This window comes from Butyrivibrio sp. XPD2006 (assembly GCF_000420865.1).
Taxonomy (GTDB): Bacteria; Bacillota; Clostridia; order Lachnospirales; family Lachnospiraceae; genus Butyrivibrio.
On record NZ_ATVT01000009.1, the window covers coordinates 36,795 to 56,426 of the forward strand.

Below are 19,632 nucleotides of genomic sequence, written 5' to 3' on the forward strand. Positions count from 1 at the left end.
TTTACTTGTTTACACTTTTTAAATTCACTTTCTTGACTTTGATTTGCATTATCTTGCACACAAAACTATAATGGGGAATATAGGAAAAATGGAGAATAACAATATGAAAAATCAGCTATTCCAAGGCGAATATGTATCATCGGACAGACTTCTGTACACACCGTCTGAATTTGCCAAGAATAATCTTTTGTACTTGCAGGAAATAGGAAGGCTTACTGCCCAGAAACCTCATACAAGCAAGAGGCAGAATCTCTCGTCGTTTCTTTTTATATATGTTAAGAACGGAAGCGGTTATATAGATTATGAGGGAAAAGAGTACGCGGTTTATGCCGGGGACTGTGTCTTTATAAACTGCCGGAATCTGTATTCCCACAGGACATCAGAGGATCTATGGTCCATTGAATGGATTCATTTTAACGGAGAGACTCTTCTTCCGATATATCTGAAATATGTTGAAAGAGGTGGACAGCCTGTATTTCGACCTGATGATTCCTCGAGGTTTATATCGTTGTGGAATGAGATCAATGCGGTGTCAAGATCATCGGATTATATAAGGGATATTAAGATCAATGAATATCTCTCGGGTCTTGTTACCTTCCTCATGACCTACAGCTGGAATCCGGATATTACACAGCAGAGCACAGGTGCAAAGAGCATCAATGCGCTTAAGGAATATCTGGATACGCACTATCAGGAAAAAATAACACTTGATACTCTTGCGGACAATTTCCTGATGAGCAAATACACCTTATCCCGAAGTTTTAAGGAACAGGTGGGAACATCCATAATAAACTACCTTCTGGTAGTGCGCATCACCCACGCCAAGCAGATGCTTCGTTTCACCGATAAGACCGTTGAGGAGATCGGAAACAGCTGCGGAATTACCCCGCTCTACTATTTCTCCCGGATGTTCAAGCAGATAGAGGGCGTAAGCCCCTTGGAGTATCGCATGAGCTGGAAATAACAGTAACATTGAAAGAACGGGGCAATAAGTGTAGAATAGGGATTAGGATTGCGATACTGTGCGCAAATATAATTTAGAGATAGAGAGTGAACACAATGAAACTACTTACTGCGATTGTTCCATGCTTTAATGAGCAGGAGAATGTATTTGATTTTTATGATGAATTTGTCAAGAATGAGGCTTTTTTGAAGTCTCATGATTGTGATTTTGAAATAATCTTCGTGGATGATGGCTCCAAGGACGATACTGTTGCCAGGGTAAAAGAGCTAAAGACCAAGGACAGCAGAGTTCGTCTGATCAGCTTTTCAAGAAACTTTGGCAAGGAATCTGCTATGTATGCGGGACTGAGTGCGTCAAAGGGAGATTTCGTTGCGGTTATGGACTGTGATCTTCAGGATCCGCCGGCTCTTTTGCCTGAAATGTTCAAGGCTGTAACTGAGGAGGGGTATGATTCTGTCGCTACCAGAAGAGTTGACAGGAAGGGAGAACCTCCTATCAGGTCATTCTTTGCAAGACAGTTTTACAAGCTTATCAACAGGATGAGTAATACAGAGATCGTGGACGGAGCCAGGGACTACAGGCTTATGACAAGACAGTTTGTCGATGCCATTTTGTCAATGGAAGAGTACAACCGTTTCTCCAAGGGTATCTTTGGCTGGGTTGGATTTAAGAATAAGTGGCTTGAATTTGAGAATGTAGAGCGCAAGAAGGGTGAGACCAAGTGGTCCTTCTGGAAACTCTTTGTATATGCTCTGGATGGTATTATGGCATTTTCTACAGCGCCTCTTGCCATGGCTTCATTCATTGGAGTTTTCTTCTGTATAGTAGCGTTTCTGTTTATTGTGATCATCATGGTGAGACAGCTTACCGTTGGCGATCCCAATAATACTGTGGGTTGGGCTTCTATGGTCTGCATCATTTTGTTTGTTAGCGGAGTACAGCTCTTTTGCGTGGGAATCGTTGGTCAGTACCTGTCCAAGACCTACCTCGAAGTTAAGAAACGTCCCTTGTACATTGTTAAAGAGGAGCTCTGATGGTCAGCATTGTTGTTCCGGTCTATAACGCAGCAAATTACATAGAGAAGACCATTGATATGGTGTGCCGGCAGACCTACAAGGACTGGGAGCTTATCCTTGTGGACGATGCTTCAAGAGATAACAGCGCCGAGATCATTGAGGATTACATTAAAAAGCAGGGCAAAAGAATCCGCCTTATCCGCAAGAAGGTCAATCAGGGGGCGGCTGAAGCCAGAAATACCGGCATAGATGCTTCTTCCGGAAGATTTATTGCTTTTCTGGATGCGGATGATATCTGGATGCCTGAAAAGCTTGAAGAGCAGGTGGCATATATGGAGCTGACCGGTGCTGCATTTTGTTTTCATGCATATGAATTCGGAGATGAAAACGCCAATCCTACAGGCAAGATCGTGCATGTACCGCCTAAGCTCAAGTACAAACAGGCGCTTTCAAGGACTATTATCTTCACGACAACAGTCATGTTTGATACTGAGAAGATAGATATGGAAATAATACATATGCCCAACGTCCCAAGTGAGGATACAGCCACATGGTGGAGAATCTTAAAGAGCGGATATGAGGCGTATGGCCTTGATGAGAATCTGGCTATTTACAGAAGACCTCCTAAGTCTTTGTCGTCAAATAAGCTGGAGGCCATAGGAAGGATATGGTTCCTGTACAGAAATATTGCAGGTCTTTCTGTGGCAAAATCATTATTTTATTTTGGAGGATGGGCAGTAAGAGCAACCTTGAGAAGGCTGTAACTGTCCGGGGAAGAGTATGAAACAAAGAGAATCAAAAAAGAGAATCCTGGTTTTACTGATGGGATTTGTTGGGCTGTGTATGCAGACCGCTGTATACGCATGGTTCTGGTTTAGTGTATACTATCCCGAGGTTTCAAGACCTCGTGTCAGTGTCGACGGATATGCGCTTGGTAATGGACTCAAGCTGTATTTTCGTGGACATCTTCTTATTCTTGCTATTTATTTCATCCTGCTTTTATTCTTTTCAAATACCTATGGCGGACTGAAAATAGGATATTTAAGACCTATGGACGTATTTTTCTCACAGATATTTGCACTGTTCATGGTCAATTTCATATCCTACTTCCAGATTTCACTTTTGAACAACTGGCTGGTTCAGCTTCCACCGATCTTTGTGATCTTCCTTATTCAGCTTCTCATAGCATTTGTATGGGCATATATTACCAATGCTATTTATATGCATATATTCCCGCCGAGAGAGCTTTTGCTGGTAAGCGGAGAATATCCTGTTGATGATATCGTTACCAAGTTTAATACAAGAAAAGACAAGTATCATATCGCCAAGAAGATAAATATCTCCGAGGGTATCGATGCTGTTTACAAGGAGTGTCTTGGGGCATATGACGGTGTAATTATTTGGGATGTACCGAGCCAGTTCAGAAACGGACTCGTTAAGTACTGCTACGGAAGAAATATCAGAATATATGTTATGCCCAAGATAACAGATGTTCTTTTAAAGGGCTCTTCACAGCTCCACCTCTTTGATACACCGGTACTGCTCCTTAGAGAGTATTCCATCAAGGTTGAGCAGAGGGCTATAAAGAGGCTGTTTGATATACTGATTTCTCTGTTGCTTATCATTATTACTTCACCTATCATGCTCATCACGGCAATTGTTATCAAGTGTTATGATAAGGGGCCGGTTCTTTACAAGCAGATCCGCTGTACCAGAGGCATGAAGGAATTTAAGATCATGAAGTTCAGGAGCATGAGAGTCGATGCTGAGAAGGATGGCGTGGCAAGACTTGCTTCCAAGAACGATTCAAGGATAACACCTGTAGGCAAGTTCATCCGCTCGTGCAGAATTGATGAGCTTCCTCAGCTCTTTAATATTCTTGCGGGCGATATGTCATTTATAGGTCCCAGACCTGAGAGACCGGAGATCATCAAGCAGTATCTTGAGGAGATGCCCGAGTTTGCCTTCAGAATGAAAGTGAAGGCCGGGCTTGCAGGATATGCACAGGTTTACGGTAAATATAACACCACACCTTACGACAAATTAAAGCTTGATCTGACATATATTGAAAATTATTCAATCTGGCTGGATATTAAACTGATGTTACTGACGGTTAAGATTCTTTTCACCCCGGACAGTACTGAGGGCGTAGAGGAAAACCAGACTACAGCACAGAAGAACTCATGATGGAGTCAGGTATGGCTAACGATAGACTGCAAATTTTAGTATCTGCCGTTAACAAGGATCCTGAAGAGCTGATCGGAAGCATGAACCTTGATTGTGACGCTGTCATAGTCAATCAGCTGATCGGCGATTATCAGGACAGTGATACGGCAGACAAAAGAAGTGATTACATACAGGAATTCAAGGATCATGAAGCCAGGATCATACACAGGGTTGAAAAGGGCGTGGGCCTTTCAAGAAATACAGCCCTTGATAATGCCGATCATGAGCTGATCCAGTTCGGTGATGACGACATTGTCTATGACGATGGCTATGCTCAGAAGGTTATCGCGGAGTTCGATACCCATCCGGAGGCTGACATTTTATTATTTAACGTCAAGGCTCAGGAGGGCAGAGAAACTTACTGGAACACGGATTTTGCCAGGGTTAATTGGCGTAACTACGGAAGATATCCGGCTTATGCCATATGTGCAAGAAGGCAGAAGCTTGCAGCCAGCGGTGTCAGATATTCGCTTTTGTTTGGAGGCGGAGCGCCGTATATGAACGGGGAGGATTCCCTCTTTTTACATGACTGTCTGAAGGCCGGACTTGCAATATACAGGACTCCTGTAGCCATAGGCAAAGAGCGCAAGGGAGAATCTACGTGGTTTAAGGGATATACTGATAAATTCTTCTTTGACAGAGGTGTTTTATACTATTTTCTTTATGGGAAGATGGCAACCATCCTGGGATTCAGATATCTTTTTAAAAACAGAAATGAAATGTGCAGGGAATTGGGATTAATGCACTGCTATAAGAAGTTATGCAGCGGAGTCAGACACGGGAGAAGTTTATGAAGAAACCATTTTTTACAATCATAGTTGTCTCCTATAATGCGGGGGATAAGCTTTTAAAGACTGTTGAAAGCGTAAACAGACAGACCTTTACCGATTACAGGATTCTCATCAAGGACGGAATGTCAACCGACGGCTCTTTGGAGAAGCTTCGTAAGGCTTATGATGTCAGCAGGATCGATGATGAGAATCCGGGCAAGATCACTCTGGCAGAGAGCTGCGACAACGGTATCTATCATGCTATGAATATTGCAGCATCTTACCTTGATGATAAGCTGAAGGTCGGAGAGAGCCCCTCATACGTCTTTTTCCTTAACTGCGGAGACTACTTCAGGAATGAAAATGTTCTCAGGGATGTCCACAAGATAATCGTTGAGAGAAATTTAAGGGAGGGCACTACTCTTCCTGCAATATACTACGGAGACATCTTCGACTGCTCAGCTGGAAGTAAGATGGCTTCGAACCCTAAGATTGATGATTATGCGTGCTACAGGAATGTTCCTTCACATCAGGCCTGCTTCTACGATGAGAGACTTGTCAGCAGGAATCCTTTTGATCTTAAGTACAAGGTCAGAGCGGATTATGAGCAGTTCCTCAGATGCTTTTACAGAGAGAAGGCTGAAACTGTTTATATGCCGGTTGTTGTAGCCAGCTATGAAGGTGGCGGATATTCTGCCAAGAACCGCAAGATTTCCGAGGAGGAGCGCAGGGATATCATCAAGATGTACCTTCCGGCTGCTCAGATCAGAAAATATGACCTTCTGAGAATTGTTACGCTTTCAGGAATACGAACACTTATAGCTTCCAACAAGATCACATCGATTCCGTATAACGCGATCAAAAATGCCATTTATGCCCTGAGGGGTAAAAAGGATAAATAAGGAGTAGTGGTTTGAGAGTTCTCTGGTTATGCAACATCATGCTTCCTGCCTATGCCATCGCGCACGATCTTCCATATTCCATGAGAGAAGGATGGCTTACAGGATGCCTTAACAGAATAAAAGAAGGCAAGAAAGACGATGAAAAGATCACTCTGGCCGTATGTTTCCCTGCGGAAGGCGAAATTGCAACTTCAAGCGAGGAGATAGACGGCATTACTTATTATGGCTTCAAGGAGGATCTAGGGCATCCCGAGATTTATGATGGGACCGTTGAGAACAGGTTTCATGTGATCCTTGATGATTTCAAGCCGGATGTGGTGCATATTTTCGGAACGGAATTTCCACACACGCTGGCGATGCTCAGAGCCTTTGGCAATCCTGACAGAGTGCTTCTGGGAATACAGGGAGTATGCAGTGCTATTGCCGAAGAATATATGGCTGAAATCCCTGAGGAGGTTCAGAAGAATGTGACCTTCAGAGACAGGATTAAGGATGATTCCCTGATGCAGCAGCAGGAGAAATACAAGATCCGTGGGGAGCATGAGAGAGAAGCTATCATGCTGGCCGGTAATATCACCGGAAGAACAGCTTTTGATAAGCGCGAGACTGCCCGGATCAATCCAGATGCAAGATATTATCACATGAATGAGACCATGAGACCGTGCTTTTACATGGGCAAGTGGAGTGAAAAGAAAGCAGAACCTCACAGAATATTCCTTTCTCAGGGCGATTATCCTCTGAAGGGATTTCATTTTGTGTTAAATGCCATGCCGAAGATTCTGGAGAAATATCCGGATGCGCACCTTTATGTGGCCGGTAACAACATTATCGGCAGGGGTGAGAGCAGGTATCCGTATTTTATGAGAGCAAGTGCCTACGGCAAATATATAAAGAGCCTCATCGCCAGGGGACACCTTAAAAAGAAGGTTACGATGGTGGGAATGCTAAACGACCAGGAGATGAAGGAACAGTACCTTAAGTGCAGCGTTTTCGTCTGTCCATCTATCATAGAGAATTCTCCCAACTCCCTTGGAGAAGCCATGCTGCTTGGAGTGCCGGTTGCAGCTTCTAGAACCGGCGGAATACCGGATATGGTTTCTGAGAATAAAGATGGTGTATTGTTTGAAAAAGGTAACGTGGATGATATTGTAAAGGCTATCCTCCAGATCTGGGATGAGCCTGTTATTGCTGCAGTCTACGGAGATAATGCAGCTGCACATGCAAGAATTACCCACAACGCCGATACCAATTTCAAGAGGCTTATCGAGATATACAAAGACATTGATAACAGGTAAGGGTGAGAAACATTGAGGATTACTTTTGTTTCCAACTACATAAATCACCACCAGCTTCCGTTTTGCAAGGCCATGAGTGAGTATGGTGAGGACGTGGAATTTTTCTTTGTCCAGACCATGCCCATGGAGGAGAAGCGCCTTCAGATGGGATGGGGTGTTGATGACAAGGCCCTTACATATGTTGTTCGTTACTACGAGGATGAGGAAAAGGCCAAAGACCTGATACTTAACTCTGATATCGTTCTTTTCGGATGGACTGAAGATAAGATCTGGGATCTGGAGCAGGAGAGACTTTCTTCCGGCAGGATATCCTTCCGCGTTAGTGAGAGGATATACAGGGAGGGCCAGTGGAAGTTTATCAGCCCCCGAGGCCTTAAAAAGAAGTACCGTGAGCATATACAGTTTCGTAAAATGCCGGTTTATCTGCTGTGTACCGGAGCTTATGTATCTTCAGACTTTAAGCTCATAAGAAGCTATCCCGGAAAGATGTTAAAGTGGGGGTACTTCCCGGATGCTGCGGGTGATGAGGCAGTAGCAAAGCGCGGAAGTGACAGGATACGTATTTGCTGGGCCGGAAGGCTTATTGACTTAAAGCATCCTGAATTTGCTGTTAAGCTTGCTGCTATGCTAAGGGATTTCGGCTATGATTTTTGCCTTGATATAGTGGGGGACGGCCCTCTTAAGGATAAGCTCTCTGAGATGGTAAAAGAGCTAAAACTTGCGGATGTTGTTAATCTGACCGGGGGAAAAGACCCGAAAGAAGTGCTCTCCTACATGAGAGGAGCGGATATTTTTCTTTTCACCAGCAATTATCTGGAAGGCTGGGGAGCTGTTGTTAATGAGGCTATGCAGAGCGGATGCGCAGTTGTTGCATCGGGCGAGGCAGGTGCAGTCCCATATCTGATTGATGACGGTGTAAACGGTCTTATTTATGAGAATGGAAGCTACGAGAAGTTTGCTGCCAAAGTGAAATATCTCTTCGATAATCGTGACAGAATACCCGTGTTTGGACAAAAGGCCCGGGATACAATAAATAACAAGTGGAACGCTAAAAACGCTGCAAAGGTGCTTATCAGATTTTGCCGTGAGCTTGAATCCGGGAAAGAGCCTGTTATGGCAGCAGAGGGTCCGATGAGCCCAGCGCCGGTGCTAACGCCACCCGGATTTATGAGAACTCTTCAGGAAAAGAACCACTTGGAGTAAGCTGATGATGCTTTTGGATGATATTTTGGACAGTGAAATAAGGTTTAGAAAAGCCGGGTTAAGAATGGTGGATCTGTTTTTCCTGGCTTTTATGCTGGGGCTTGGAATTGCCGTAAGGCTCCCGCTTTTTGATTTTGTATCGGGAGACTACTATCACTTTCTGTCCCACTGGATGGAAGAGTGCCATGCTGCCGGGGGTGTTGGATATCTTGGAATAACTCCGGCTCCAAAGGGGGCCAGTACCATCAATTACGGATGCATGTATCAGTACGTGATCGTGCTTCTGCATTATATTCCGTGGAATGACCTTCACCTGATAAAGATTGTGTCTGTGATTTTCGATGTGATCTGTGCCATTACCGTTTTCAGGATAACCTTTCATGTAACAGAAGGGAATGTACAGAAATCGGTTATGGCCTTTGCGGCAGTTATTCTGCTTCCGACAGTTATTCTTAACAGCGCTGCCTGGGCGCAGTGTGATTCGATTTACACCGCATTTGCGCTCCTTTCTGTTCTTCATGTCTTAAAAGGCAATAACAACCGCGTATTTATATACCTTGCACTTGGATACACATTTAAACAGCAGGTGATATTTATTGTTCCATTCCTGATAATAATGTGGCTCAAAGGCAAAGTTAAAGCACGTTATATTTTTTGGATACCAATAGTGATCATACTTACAATGATACCTGCTATGATTGCGGGAAGAGGCTTTTTTGAGCTCTTGTCCATATATGGCAAACAGGTTTCAACCTACAGTATGCTTACAATGAATTATCCCAGCATATTTGCTGTGGTAAATCCCGACCTGAACATAGAGACCAGAAAAATGATAATAGCTTCGGCCACAGTGGCAGCAATTGCTGTCCTTGGCTTTATCGCTTATTATGTCAGGAACAAAAACTTCAAGGTAACTCCGATATTTATGATAACACTTGCTATATTTACATCGGTGACGGCGCTTTATTCGTTGCCTGTGATGCATGAGAGATATGGCTATCTGCCTGAGGTTTTGGCAGTCGTATACGCAGTAACCGGTTTTAAGAGGCTGTCTTCGCTTGTGATGATGCAGTTTATATCAATTGTGACTTACTCGAAGTTCCTGTTCGGAACCGCTGTAAATGATATGTGGCTGATATCCCTGATAAATCTTGCAGTCATATTGTTTATAGGCTTTGATCTTTATACCCAAATGAAGGCGCAGGAGGTGGCAGATGCCTGATTATAAGAGCATATCGGTTATAATACCTGCCTACAATATAGAAGACCTTTTGGAGAAGTGCGTGACTTCCGTTGCGTCTCAGGATTATCCCAAAGAGCTTCTTCAGATAATTGTTGTTGATGACGGATCTACGGACAATACTCCCGGTATAGCCGATGAACTGGCCCGTAAGTATTCAAACGTTCAGGTTATTCATAAAGAAAACGGCGGCTCCAGCAGTGCAAGAAATGTCGGTATTGAGGCAGCTACAGGTGATTATCTGGGATTTGTTGACAGCGACGACTATATTTCCGGAGTTATGTACAGCACAATGATGGAAGCTGCGCTGCGTAACAACGCAGACATGGTTCAGATAGCGAGAGATGAGATATCCGAGAGCGGTGATAAGCTTCCGGATGTTCTTGAACCTTTTGATGAGGAAAAAGAGATTACTCCCACCGAGCACCTTCGAACGCTCCTCATGCATACGGGGGATGCTTCTTTTTGCACCAAGCTCACAAAGAAAGAACTGTTTACAGAGGATATGAGGTTTCCTGAAGGTGAGCTCAACGAAGATTTTTATCTGATGATCCACATGCTTGAGAAGGTAAATAAGCTGATCCTTCTGCCTGAGGCCTGCTACCATGTCTTTTACAGGACCGGAAGTAACTCAAGAAAGAAAGCACAGGACAAAGACTATTTTCCACCTGTGTTTACCGATATTGTGAGAAACTCGGATGTTGTTCTTGATCTGGTAAGCAGGAATCACAGGGAACTTATTCCTGTTGCGCTCAGATTCGGATTTGTCCAGAGACTGGATTATCTTCTTCATATTCCGATTTCTAAGATGACATCGGACAATACATTTTATAAAAAGGTTGTGTCGGATCTGCGCAGAAGCTTTGCTAAGATGCTTGGAAATAAATACCTTTCCGCTAAGCAAAAGGCATATCTTACACTGCTTACACTTGCGCCAAAGGGTGTGAGAAAGCTTCATGCCGGGATTCGAGGACTGTGATCGATGAAAAAATATTTATTTAGCGCGATTTTTGTGGTCTCGCTGATCCTGAGTATATTTTACGGGACTCAGAAAGCGGGATTTCATGAGGATGAATACTATACCTACTACTCCAGTAACAGAAGCATAGGACTCTTTCAGCCTGACAGGGAGTGGCAGGACAGGCAGGCCATACTTGATGAGTTTGCTGTTAAACCGGGAGAAGGGTTTAACTATAAGATGGTTAAACTTGTTCAGTCCTGGGATGTACATCCGCCGTTTTATTACTACCTGTTCCATACGCTGTGTTCTTTTGTTCCGGGGCAGTTTACCAAATGGCCGGGGCTTATAACCAATTATCTGGCCTTTGCAGTAGCGTTTTTACTGCTCTGTCTCCTGATGGAACGGCTGAAGGTTCCGCTTGTGGTTGAGATCATGGTTCTTCTGTTCTGGGGACTGAATCCACAGACTGTATCCTGCAACATGCTTATCAGGATGTATGCATGGCTTGGAGCTGCACTTATAGCCTGTGCACTGTTCCATATAAAGCTTATACAGGATTTTGACAACAATAGCCTGGAATTAAAGGACTTTGTGCTAAAGAGTCTTTTGCCGATAATGGTGACATCATATATAGGCTTTTTGGTTCAGTATTTTTATATCTTCTTCTTCGTATCTATTGGATTTCTAACTACTGTCTGGATTGTCTTTTTCAAAAAAGACATCAGAAACGGGCTGATATATGTGGCGGGCTGCGCTGTGAGTCTTGGACTTGCAGTCGTTACGTATCCGGCAGCACCGAGGCATATGTTCGGAGGATACAGAGGCGGAGATGCATCAGGAAGCTTTTTTGATATTGCCAATACCTGGATGAGGGTATCCTTTTTCACGGGACTCTTGAATGACTATGTATTTGCCGGCGGTCTTTTGATAATACTTCTTTTGATCTTCATGGGACTTCTCTTAAAGATCACATCGAGAAAGAGGAAGATCAGAGAAGGAGGAAAGCTTCCAAGGCCTGAGATAGTGATGCTGACTTTAGCTTCTGTCGGATATTTCCTTCTGACCTCCAAGACAGCTCTTTTGGTTGGTAGTGCTTCGAACAGATATGAGATGCCTGTTTATCCGCTGCTGATACTGCTTATCCTTATGGATGCTTATTATGTTCTTGAAGTCATGGAAAATAAAGTCGTACTTTATGCTCTGGCGGCGGTTCTGGCAGCACTTATATTAAAGGGACATATAAACGACAAAAGGGTACTGTTTCTTTACCCGGAGGATACAAAGAAGATAGAATATGCTGCAGCAAATTCAAATGAAGTGGCGGTTGTCATGTTTAATCCGAGCACTCCTCAAAACGTATGGAGGCTCACGGATGAACTCCTGGAATATCCAAAGGTCTTTTACATGGATGAGGAAAATCTTGAGAAGATAACTGACTCGGAGGTTGCGGGAGCGGACAAGATCATACTCTATGCTGCCGATGATGACTTTCAGGAGAAAGCTTTTGAAAATCTCTTCGAGAGCTGCAAGGGACTTCGAAGCATGGAGGATGTTTTCACAGAGGATATGTGGACTGTCTACGAAGTAAAGTGAGCGCCACGGGATTTTTGACCTTTAGGCCGCTTTAGTATATGATGATATAGGGTCGCGATAGGAAATGCGATAGCACGAAGTGCGGAGCAATCCGTATATAATCATAAATATATAAACGAAACATGGAGATTACAAATGGAAAGATCAATGCTTGATAATAAGACGATTCTGGTTACCGGAGGAACAGGTTCTTTTGGACACTGCTTTACCGAGTACGTTCTTGAACACTACAATCCCAAGAAGCTCATTATCTATTCAAGGGATGAGTTCAAGCAGTTTACAATGTCTAATGAGAAAATATATAAAGAGCACGCTGACAAGATGCGTTTCTTCATCGGCGATGTTAGAGATGCCGCAAGACTTGAGAGAGCATGTGAGAATGTTGATTACATCGTTCATGCTGCAGCTCTTAAGCAGGTTCCTGCATGCGAGTACAACCCTGATGAAGCTATCAAGACCAATATCAACGGCGCTCAGAACGTTATAAATGCAGCACTCAACACAGGTGTTAAGAGAGTTGTGGCTCTTTCTACAGACAAGGCCGTTGATCCTGTTAACCTCTATGGTGCAACCAAGATGGTTTCTGACAAGCTCTTTATTGCAGCCAATGCTTATGCAGGTTCCAAGGACATCAACTTCTCAATAGTTCGTTACGGCAATGTTGCTGGAAGCCGAGGATCCATCATTCCTTTCTTCAAGAGCCTTATTGAGAAAGGGGAAAAAGAGCTTCCTATCACCGATTATCGTATGACAAGATTCTGGATCAGCCTTCCCGAGGGAGTTGAGCTGGTTCTTAAGGCTCTTGCTGAGGCAAAGGGCGGAGAGACCTTCATCAGCAAGATTCCTTCATTCAATATCAAGGATCTGGCTGAGGCTATGTGCCCCGGTATTGCCACCAAGGAAGTTGGAATAAGACCCGGTGAGAAGCTTGATGAGGTCATGGTTACCAAGGAAGATGCTCCCAATACTTATGAGTATGACAAGCACTTCATTGTTTATCCTCAGGTTTCATTTGCTCATGAGATTGTTCCTGCAGAGGGCGGAAAGAGAGTTCCCGACGGATTCTACTACAGCTCAGGCAATAACACTGAATGGATGAGTGTAGAGGATATCAGAAACAGACTCAGTGAAGCGGTAGAGCACTGATAAATAAAGAAGTTTAGACTAATCGGAAGCACCTGGTCTTAAAGTGGCCGATGCTTCCTTTGTTGTATATGTGCAATAAGGTTTTGCGGGGAAAAGATGATTAAGCTTAGTATTGTTGTTCCGGTTTATAATATGGCATCTGACGGGAAGCTGGAGTACTGTCTTGACAGTCTTGTGAATCAGACAATGGCGCCCGACTCCTATGAGATCATTGCTGTAGATGACTGTTCTACTGACAACTCTTTGGAGATCCTGCGCACATATCAGGACAAATATCCGGACAGATTTATCGCAATCGCTTCCGACAGGAACAGGCATCAGGGCGGAGCCAAGAATATCGGCCTTGCCATTGCAAAGGGTGAGTGGCTTGGCTTTATCGATGCAGATGACTGGGTTGTTCCCGATTACTACGAAAGGCTGATCGGTAAGGCAGAACAGACCGGAGCTGACATGGTGGGCTGTGATTACAACCTCACTCATGAGCACAGCTTTAAGGTTGGCGAGATCGTTCACAACAACAACTTTGAACAGACCGGGGTAATGGACAAGGAGAGATACAAGAAGCTCCTTATTGAAACCGGAAGCCTTGTGGTGAAGGTATACAAAAGAGAACTGATCCTGGGGGATTATCAGCCGGGTACAAGAGACAAACTGGATGTTTTCCCTGAGGATATCTTTTATGAGGACAACGCTGTCAGCAATACCTGGATGACAAGGTCCAAGCACTTTGAGTACATTCAGGAGCCGCTGTATTTCTATTATCAGCATGACTCCTCCACGGTACACAGCATCTCCAAAAAGAACCTTGAGGACAGAATGGCGGCCGGAAGGATGATCGTGTCTGAGGCCAAAGATAATGGATACTATGAAGACTATCTTCCGGAGATAGAATTCCAATACACTGTGTTATTTTATGTTAACACATTGTTCTCAGCCATGCCTAAAAAGTATAAAGTTAAAGGATGCTATAATTTCTGCAAAGCACTTGGAAAAGAGATGAAGGAGACCTTCCCAGATTTCCAAAACAACCGTTATTATTTGGAAAAGATACATCCTGAAGAGAGAAAGCTCATAGGATTTCAGATGAAGTCCCATTTATTCTTTTATATATACTACAGACTGCTGTGGTTCTACAGAGATCTGAGAAGCAGCCTGTCAGGAAGGAAATGAATTTTTAATGCGTAAGATTATCAGTAAACTTAAAGTGCTTCTTGATAAGAAGCAAAAGAGACAGATGGTGGGCATTGTAATACTCATGCTTATCGGCGGCGTTCTGGAGTCACTCGGTATCGCCATGATCGCTCCCGTAATGCAGGTTGTCATCGATCCGCAGAAGGTCGAGGAGAGCAAGATCCTCTCAGGCATCTACAATCTCTTTAATCTGAGCAGTACAACACAGCTGGCGGCACTAATCATGGTGGCGCTGATACTTGTGTTTGTCATAAAGAACATTTTCCTGTATTTCATGAATGTGGTTCAGCTCAGGTTTGTGTACACCAATCAGTTTGCCACATCAAGACGCATGATGATCAATTTCATGCAGCGCCCATACGAGTACTACTTAAACGCAGATACCACGGTTATTCAGAGAAATATCACTTCTGACGTCAATAACCTTTATGCGCTGATCCTGAGCTGTCTTCAGCTCATAAGTGAGATCATTGTATTTGTATGCCTGGTGGCAATACTTCTAAGTCAGGATGCCAAGATGACATTAACGATAGCGACTCTTCTTGTAATTGTGCTCCTGGTTATCAAGTATTTTATCAAGCCTGTCATGGTCAAGGCCGGTCAGGACAACCAGGATTACTACAGCGGTCTTTATAAGTGGATATATGAGTCAGTAACCGGAATCAAGGAGATCAAGGTTGCAGCCAAGGAGAATTACTTCATAAACGGATATGCAGACTGCGGTGCAGGTTATGTCAACGCGGTTCAGAAGTATAACCTCTACAATTCAACACCGAGGCTTCTGATTGAGACGATAGCCATTGCAGGAATGGTTGGATATATGCTTGTTGTAATGCTCTCGGGAACCAGCATTACCACACTGCTTCCACAGCTTACAGTCCTCGCGGCTGCTGCAGCAAGACTTTTGCCCAGTGCGAACAGGATCAACAACTATCTGACATCAATCGCTTACTTTGAGCCTTTCCTTGATAATGTAAGCGACAATCTTCAGTCGGAGATCCACGATGAGTCCATCTCTTATAACAGCGATGATTACCGCGTTAAGACTGCAGTTACTAAGCTCCCTGTGACAAAGACTATCAGGGTGGAGGATATTACCTACAAGTATCCCGGTACAGACAAGCTTATCCTTGACAAAGCCACCATGGAGATTCCTGTTGGTAAGTCGGTGGGTATTGTCGGTACATCCGGAGCCGGTAAGACTACCATCGTTGATGTCCTGTTAGGCCTTCTTGAACCTGAAAGCGGCAGGATCCTTGCAGACGGAGTGGATGTAAATACCAATTATCAGGGATGGCTCAAGAACATAGGATACATCCCGCAGACAATATTTATGACAGACTCAACCATCAGAAAGAACGTGGCTTTCGGCGTTCCGGATGATGAAATAGATGATAACAAAGTGTGGCAGGCACTTAAGGAAGCTGCTCTTGATGAATTTGTAAAAGAGCTTCCGGAGGGGCTGGACACGCAGATAGGTGAAAGAGGTATTCGTCTGTCAGGCGGACAGAGACAGAGGATCGGAATTGCAAGAGCTCTTTTTGAGGATCCGGAAGTTCTTGTCCTTGATGAAGCAACTTCTGCTCTGGATAATGATACTGAGGCTGCCATTATGGATTCTATCAACAGACTTCACGGCAGAAAGACTCTTGTCATCATTGCCCACAGACTTCAGACCATTGAGAAGTGTGACATGATCTACAGTATTGGAGAGGGAAAAGCGACCCTTAAGTAATGATCTTTTGGAGGAGCTATGGAAAGTACACAGTCGCCATCGGTAAAAAAAAGAGAGCCTAACTTTGAGCTTCTTAGAGTCATTGCGATGCTCATGATAATAACCCTGCATTACAATACGCATTCGGATGCGCTGTTGCATCTTGGGGTTCCGGCTTCTGCTGTCAATATTTTTGCCAATATCATGGAAGCCTTTGTCATAACAGGAGTCAATGTTTATGTGCTGCTCAGTGGATTTTTCCTTTCAAAAGGGAAAGTTAAAATGAGCCGCATAATAACACTTATATGTCAGGTATATTTTTATACTCTGATCATTTCAATTGTAATGGCCGCAGTCGGTGCATCTTCCGGAGTTAAATACGACTCTCTGTATAAGGCTGTTGAGTACATATTCCCGATATCATCAGAGCACTACTGGTTTGTGACAGCCTACATCATCATGTATGTACTGGCACCGGTCATGAATGCAGCCGTTGAGAGGCTGACAAGAAAGCAGATGAAGACTGTGATCTTTATGCTTCTTACATGTTTCTGCTTTGTGAAGAGTGTAGTTCCGGTTCTTTTTCCGACTGATCATTTCGGATATGACTACGGATGGTTTATCTGCTTGTATCTCATTGCAGCATATGTCCGTAAGTACAACGTTGTTCTTTTTTACAACGCACGAAACAGTGCCCTTGTCTTTTTGATCTCATGTGCTGTCATAGCCACCATGAGTATTTCTCTGTACTATATAAACTTTAACTGGGGCGGATTCGCTCATTTTCAGGAGGTTCCTTTTAACCTGAACTTCTTCTTTACGCTTACAGGATCGCTTGGGCTGTTCTCATTCTTCAGGTTCTTCAGGATGAGAGAGAACAGGGCTGCGGATGTAGTCAGATTCTTAGGACCTCTTACCTTTGGCGTGTATCTACTTCACATGCATGTGGAGATAAGAGACAGATGGGTAGAATGGATGGAGCATCTCATCGGTGAGGTTCCGATGTACAGTGTTCCGCTGTTTGCCTGGCACGCGATCAGATCTATCGTCATTGTGTTCCTGGCAGGTATATTCGTGGACTGGATCAGGAAGATGATCTTTGATTATGTCGGAAGAGTCATGCATGACACATGGCTGTTCAAAAAAGTAAGACAGTTGGATGAGGAATTGGATTGAAGACAATTAGAAGTTTTTTCCTCAATTTAAAAAAGTTTCAGGCTCCTTTAGAGAAGTTCGTATTTCCGGTGATACTTCTGCTTTATCCGCTGATAGGCGTAGGCCTTGGGCTGGATATAACAGATACCACCTATGGCCTCTCTAATTATGAGTTCCTTGGAAGCATCGATCCCATGTGGGCGCTGTCAACGTTTCTGAGTAATGTCCTCGGAAGATTGTTCATGCATCTTCCCTTTGGCGGAACAATGCTGGGAATGTCGGTTTACTGCAGCTTCGTAATCTCGCTGACAGCTCTTTTGCCGTATTATTTCCTGCAAAAGTGGATGCCGGGATGGATGATATTCATTGGCGAGTTTATCGCAGAGAGCCTTTGCTGGTGCCCGAGAGTCATTATGTACAATTATCTGACATACCTGTTCTTTACTCTCGGGACTCTTTTCCTGCTGGTGGGGATATTTGAGTGGAAGAGACAGAACCTGTTTCTGGCACTGGCGGGAGTGTGCTTTGGAATGAGTGTAATGGCGCGCTTTCCCAATGTGGTTGAGGCCGCAATGATACTGGTTTTATGGTTCTACGGCATCATCACTCACGATAAGTTTACCGAGGTAATGAAAAAGACCTTTGTCTGCATCGCAGGATATATTGTGGGCCTTATTGTTCCGTACATCGGAATCGTTGGATTGTACGGTCCGTCAGCTTACTTTGAAATGATAGGAAGCCTCTTTGGAATGACTGAGAAGGCATCTGACTACAGCGCCGGTGGAATGCTGAGTTCCATTATCAGCGCGTACTTCAGCACCGCCTCCGATATGCTCATAATGCTGCCCTGTATAGCAGCGGGAGTTATAATGTTCATGCTGCTTCCGGAGAAATATATTCTCATCAAAAAGCTTTTGTACATCGCGGGGCTTCTGGTACTGGTTAAGTATTATTTTTCAAGAGGTGTCTTCACGCGAAACTATCACTACTATGACTGCGTTTTTCAGGCAGCTATGATGTTTGTGGTAATAACACTGGTACTGTGCGTAATCGGCAGCGTAGGAGTGCTAAACGGAAGCAGGCAGGAGCAGACCCTGGCTTTTGCGGTTCTAATGATAATGCTTATTACTCCGTTGGGAAGCAATAACTACACCTTCCCGGTCATCAACAACTTATTTATTGTAGCTCCCGTATCTCTGTGGCTTATCAGAAGAATGATGCAGAGGGCAGGAGATGCACATTACAATTTCGCATGGCAGGCCATGATATCCATGGTCGTAACGGTGCTTATTGTTCAGGGTATCATCTTCCATTACAGCTTTGCATTTATGGATGCAGTAGATGGCTCCGAGCGGGATTCTTTCTGCAGTATACCCAAGACAGGCGGAATGAGGACAACGCGTGATAATGCAGCCACTTTGGATGAGCTGTATTCTGCACTTTCGGATGAGGGTCTTTTACAGGATAAGGTGCTTCTGTTTGGCGGGGTTCCGGGACTTTCATATATACTGGATATGGAGCCTGCAATCGATACCGTCTGGCCTGATCTGGACAGCTATTCTACGGCCAAGTTTGATGATCAGCTTATGGAGCTTAGTGCCTCGGGAAGTAATCCCACAGTCATAGTGGGGCAGGAACTGGCTGATTATACCAATATCGGAGAAAAATATGACATTTTGATGGACTATATTGTAAATCATGATTATAATAAGGTCTTTGAGAATAATAGATTTGTAGTATACAGCAATAATAATTAGGAGTTATGAAAAGATGGAAACAAACGAAACACAGAAGAAAGATATTTTCGACAAGATAATGTCGCTGCCGGTTCTGAACATATTCGAACCTTTTTACAAGAAATACAAGGAGGGACTGCTCTATCTGTTCTTTGGCGGTCTTACTTTCTTCCTCAGTATTTTCCTTTTCTGGTTCATGGGTGAGGGCGTAATGCACCTCAATCCAATTGTAAATAACACTATCGACTGGGTTATTTGCGTTGCGTTTCAGTTTTTTACAAACAGAACATGGGTATTTGACGGAAAAGTTGACAACAAAAAGGATTTTCTGAAGCAGGCCGGTTCATTTACGGCAGGAAGACTGTTTACACTTGTAGTTGAAGATGGTCTGATCTTTATCTTTGTTACACTGATGAAGTTCCCGGAGATGCCAGTAAAACTTGGAGCAACCTTTATTGTAATAGTACTCAATTACATCATCAGCAAACTGATCGTATTCAAGAAAAAAGAGGATTAAACG

Annotated in this window: 17 protein-coding genes; all 17 read left to right on the forward strand. The window is 43.8% G+C overall.

All coding sequences use genetic code 11. The features are described 5' to 3' along the window. Positions 1–103 precede the first annotated feature (103 nt). A complete protein-coding gene (locus G590_RS0111155) occupies positions 104–964 on the forward strand; it encodes a helix-turn-helix transcriptional regulator (protein ID WP_022765747.1) in 861 nt (286 codons plus the stop codon). 95 nt (positions 965–1,059) lie between these two features. After that, positions 1,060–1,998, forward strand: coding sequence for a glycosyltransferase family 2 protein (locus G590_RS0111160; RefSeq protein WP_022765748.1), 939 nt, complete (start codon positions 1,060–1,062; stop codon positions 1,996–1,998). Further along, positions 1,998–2,744 (forward strand): glycosyltransferase family 2 protein, encoded by a 747-nt coding sequence (locus tag G590_RS0111165; RefSeq protein ID WP_022765749.1) that lies wholly within the window; start codon positions 1,998–2,000, stop codon positions 2,742–2,744. Before G590_RS0111160 ends, G590_RS0111165 begins: the two co-directional genes overlap by 1 nt. Before the next feature lie 16 nt (positions 2,745–2,760). After that, on the forward strand, positions 2,761–4,167 hold the full coding sequence (locus tag G590_RS0111170; RefSeq protein WP_022765750.1) for an exopolysaccharide biosynthesis polyprenyl glycosylphosphotransferase: 1,407 nt from the start codon (positions 2,761–2,763) through the stop codon (positions 4,165–4,167). Positions 4,168–4,178: 11 nt separating this feature from the next. Further along, entirely contained in the window at positions 4,179–5,000 is an 822-nt protein-coding gene (locus G590_RS0111175; RefSeq protein WP_242829772.1) for a glycosyltransferase family 2 protein, read from the forward strand. Beyond that, positions 4,997–5,878, forward strand: coding sequence for a glycosyltransferase (locus G590_RS0111180; protein WP_022765752.1), 882 nt, complete (start codon positions 4,997–4,999; stop codon positions 5,876–5,878). Before G590_RS0111175 ends, G590_RS0111180 begins: the two co-directional genes overlap by 4 nt. An 11-nt stretch (positions 5,879–5,889) precedes the next feature. Next, a complete protein-coding gene (locus G590_RS0111185; protein WP_026494089.1) occupies positions 5,890–7,173 on the forward strand; it encodes a glycosyltransferase family 4 protein in 1,284 nt (427 codons plus the stop codon). Between the two features lie 12 nt (positions 7,174–7,185). Next, entirely contained in the window at positions 7,186–8,376 is a 1,191-nt protein-coding gene (locus G590_RS0111190) for a glycosyltransferase family 4 protein (RefSeq protein WP_022765754.1), read from the forward strand. Positions 8,377–8,380: 4 nt separating this feature from the next. Beyond that, positions 8,381–9,598, forward strand: coding sequence for a hypothetical protein (locus G590_RS0111195; protein ID WP_022765755.1), 1,218 nt, complete (start codon positions 8,381–8,383; stop codon positions 9,596–9,598). Beyond that, a complete protein-coding gene (locus G590_RS0111200; RefSeq protein ID WP_022765756.1) occupies positions 9,591–10,595 on the forward strand; it encodes a glycosyltransferase family 2 protein in 1,005 nt (334 codons plus the stop codon). Before G590_RS0111195 ends, G590_RS0111200 begins: the two co-directional genes overlap by 8 nt. A gap of 3 nt (positions 10,596–10,598) precedes the next feature. Then, entirely contained in the window at positions 10,599–12,170 is a 1,572-nt protein-coding gene (locus tag G590_RS0111205) for a hypothetical protein (protein WP_022765757.1), read from the forward strand. Positions 12,171–12,317: 147 nt separating this feature from the next. Further along, complete coding sequence (gene pseB / locus G590_RS0111210; RefSeq protein WP_026494090.1) at positions 12,318–13,316, forward strand: UDP-N-acetylglucosamine 4,6-dehydratase (inverting); 999 nt, start codon at positions 12,318–12,320, stop codon at positions 13,314–13,316. Positions 13,317–13,412: 96 nt separating this feature from the next. Next, the gene (locus tag G590_RS0111215) at positions 13,413–14,486 is read left to right on the forward strand and encodes a glycosyltransferase family 2 protein (RefSeq protein ID WP_022765759.1); all 1,074 of its coding nucleotides are present in this window, start codon (positions 13,413–13,415) and stop codon (positions 14,484–14,486) included. Positions 14,487–14,493: 7 nt separating this feature from the next. Beyond that, positions 14,494–16,242, forward strand: a complete 1,749-nt coding sequence (locus G590_RS0111220; RefSeq protein ID WP_022765760.1) for an ABC transporter ATP-binding protein — start codon at positions 14,494–14,496, stop codon at positions 16,240–16,242. An 18-nt stretch (positions 16,243–16,260) separates the two neighbouring features. Further along, positions 16,261–17,397, forward strand: coding sequence for an acyltransferase (locus tag G590_RS0111225; protein WP_022765761.1), 1,137 nt, complete (start codon positions 16,261–16,263; stop codon positions 17,395–17,397). Next, positions 17,394–19,133 (forward strand): hypothetical protein, encoded by a 1,740-nt coding sequence (locus tag G590_RS0111230; protein ID WP_022765762.1) that lies wholly within the window; start codon positions 17,394–17,396, stop codon positions 19,131–19,133. Before G590_RS0111225 ends, G590_RS0111230 begins: the two co-directional genes overlap by 4 nt. A 13-nt stretch (positions 19,134–19,146) precedes the next feature. Further along, the gene (locus G590_RS0111235; RefSeq protein ID WP_022765763.1) at positions 19,147–19,629 is read left to right on the forward strand and encodes a GtrA family protein; all 483 of its coding nucleotides are present in this window, start codon (positions 19,147–19,149) and stop codon (positions 19,627–19,629) included. Positions 19,630–19,632 lie beyond the last annotated feature (3 nt).

Coding starts and splice junctions, on each gene's coding strand:
- G590_RS0111155 (WP_022765747.1), top strand. CDS start 104: ATGAAAAATCAGCTATTCCAAGGCGAATATGTATCATCGGACAGACTT.
- G590_RS0111160 (WP_022765748.1), top strand. CDS start 1,060: ATGAAACTACTTACTGCGATTGTTCCATGCTTTAATGAGCAGGAGAAT.
- G590_RS0111165 (WP_022765749.1), top strand. CDS start 1,998: ATGGTCAGCATTGTTGTTCCGGTCTATAACGCAGCAAATTACATAGAG.
- G590_RS0111170 (WP_022765750.1), top strand. CDS start 2,761: ATGAAACAAAGAGAATCAAAAAAGAGAATCCTGGTTTTACTGATGGGA.
- G590_RS0111175 (WP_242829772.1), top strand. CDS start 4,179: ATGGCTAACGATAGACTGCAAATTTTAGTATCTGCCGTTAACAAGGAT.
- G590_RS0111180 (WP_022765752.1), top strand. CDS start 4,997: ATGAAGAAACCATTTTTTACAATCATAGTTGTCTCCTATAATGCGGGG.
- G590_RS0111195 (WP_022765755.1), top strand. CDS start 8,381: ATGATGCTTTTGGATGATATTTTGGACAGTGAAATAAGGTTTAGAAAA.
- G590_RS0111200 (WP_022765756.1), top strand. CDS start 9,591: ATGCCTGATTATAAGAGCATATCGGTTATAATACCTGCCTACAATATA.
- G590_RS0111205 (WP_022765757.1), top strand. CDS start 10,599: ATGAAAAAATATTTATTTAGCGCGATTTTTGTGGTCTCGCTGATCCTG.
- pseB (WP_026494090.1), top strand. CDS start 12,318: ATGCTTGATAATAAGACGATTCTGGTTACCGGAGGAACAGGTTCTTTT.
- G590_RS0111215 (WP_022765759.1), top strand. CDS start 13,413: ATGATTAAGCTTAGTATTGTTGTTCCGGTTTATAATATGGCATCTGAC.
- G590_RS0111220 (WP_022765760.1), top strand. CDS start 14,494: ATGCGTAAGATTATCAGTAAACTTAAAGTGCTTCTTGATAAGAAGCAA.
- G590_RS0111225 (WP_022765761.1), top strand. CDS start 16,261: ATGGAAAGTACACAGTCGCCATCGGTAAAAAAAAGAGAGCCTAACTTT.
- G590_RS0111235 (WP_022765763.1), top strand. CDS start 19,147: ATGGAAACAAACGAAACACAGAAGAAAGATATTTTCGACAAGATAATG.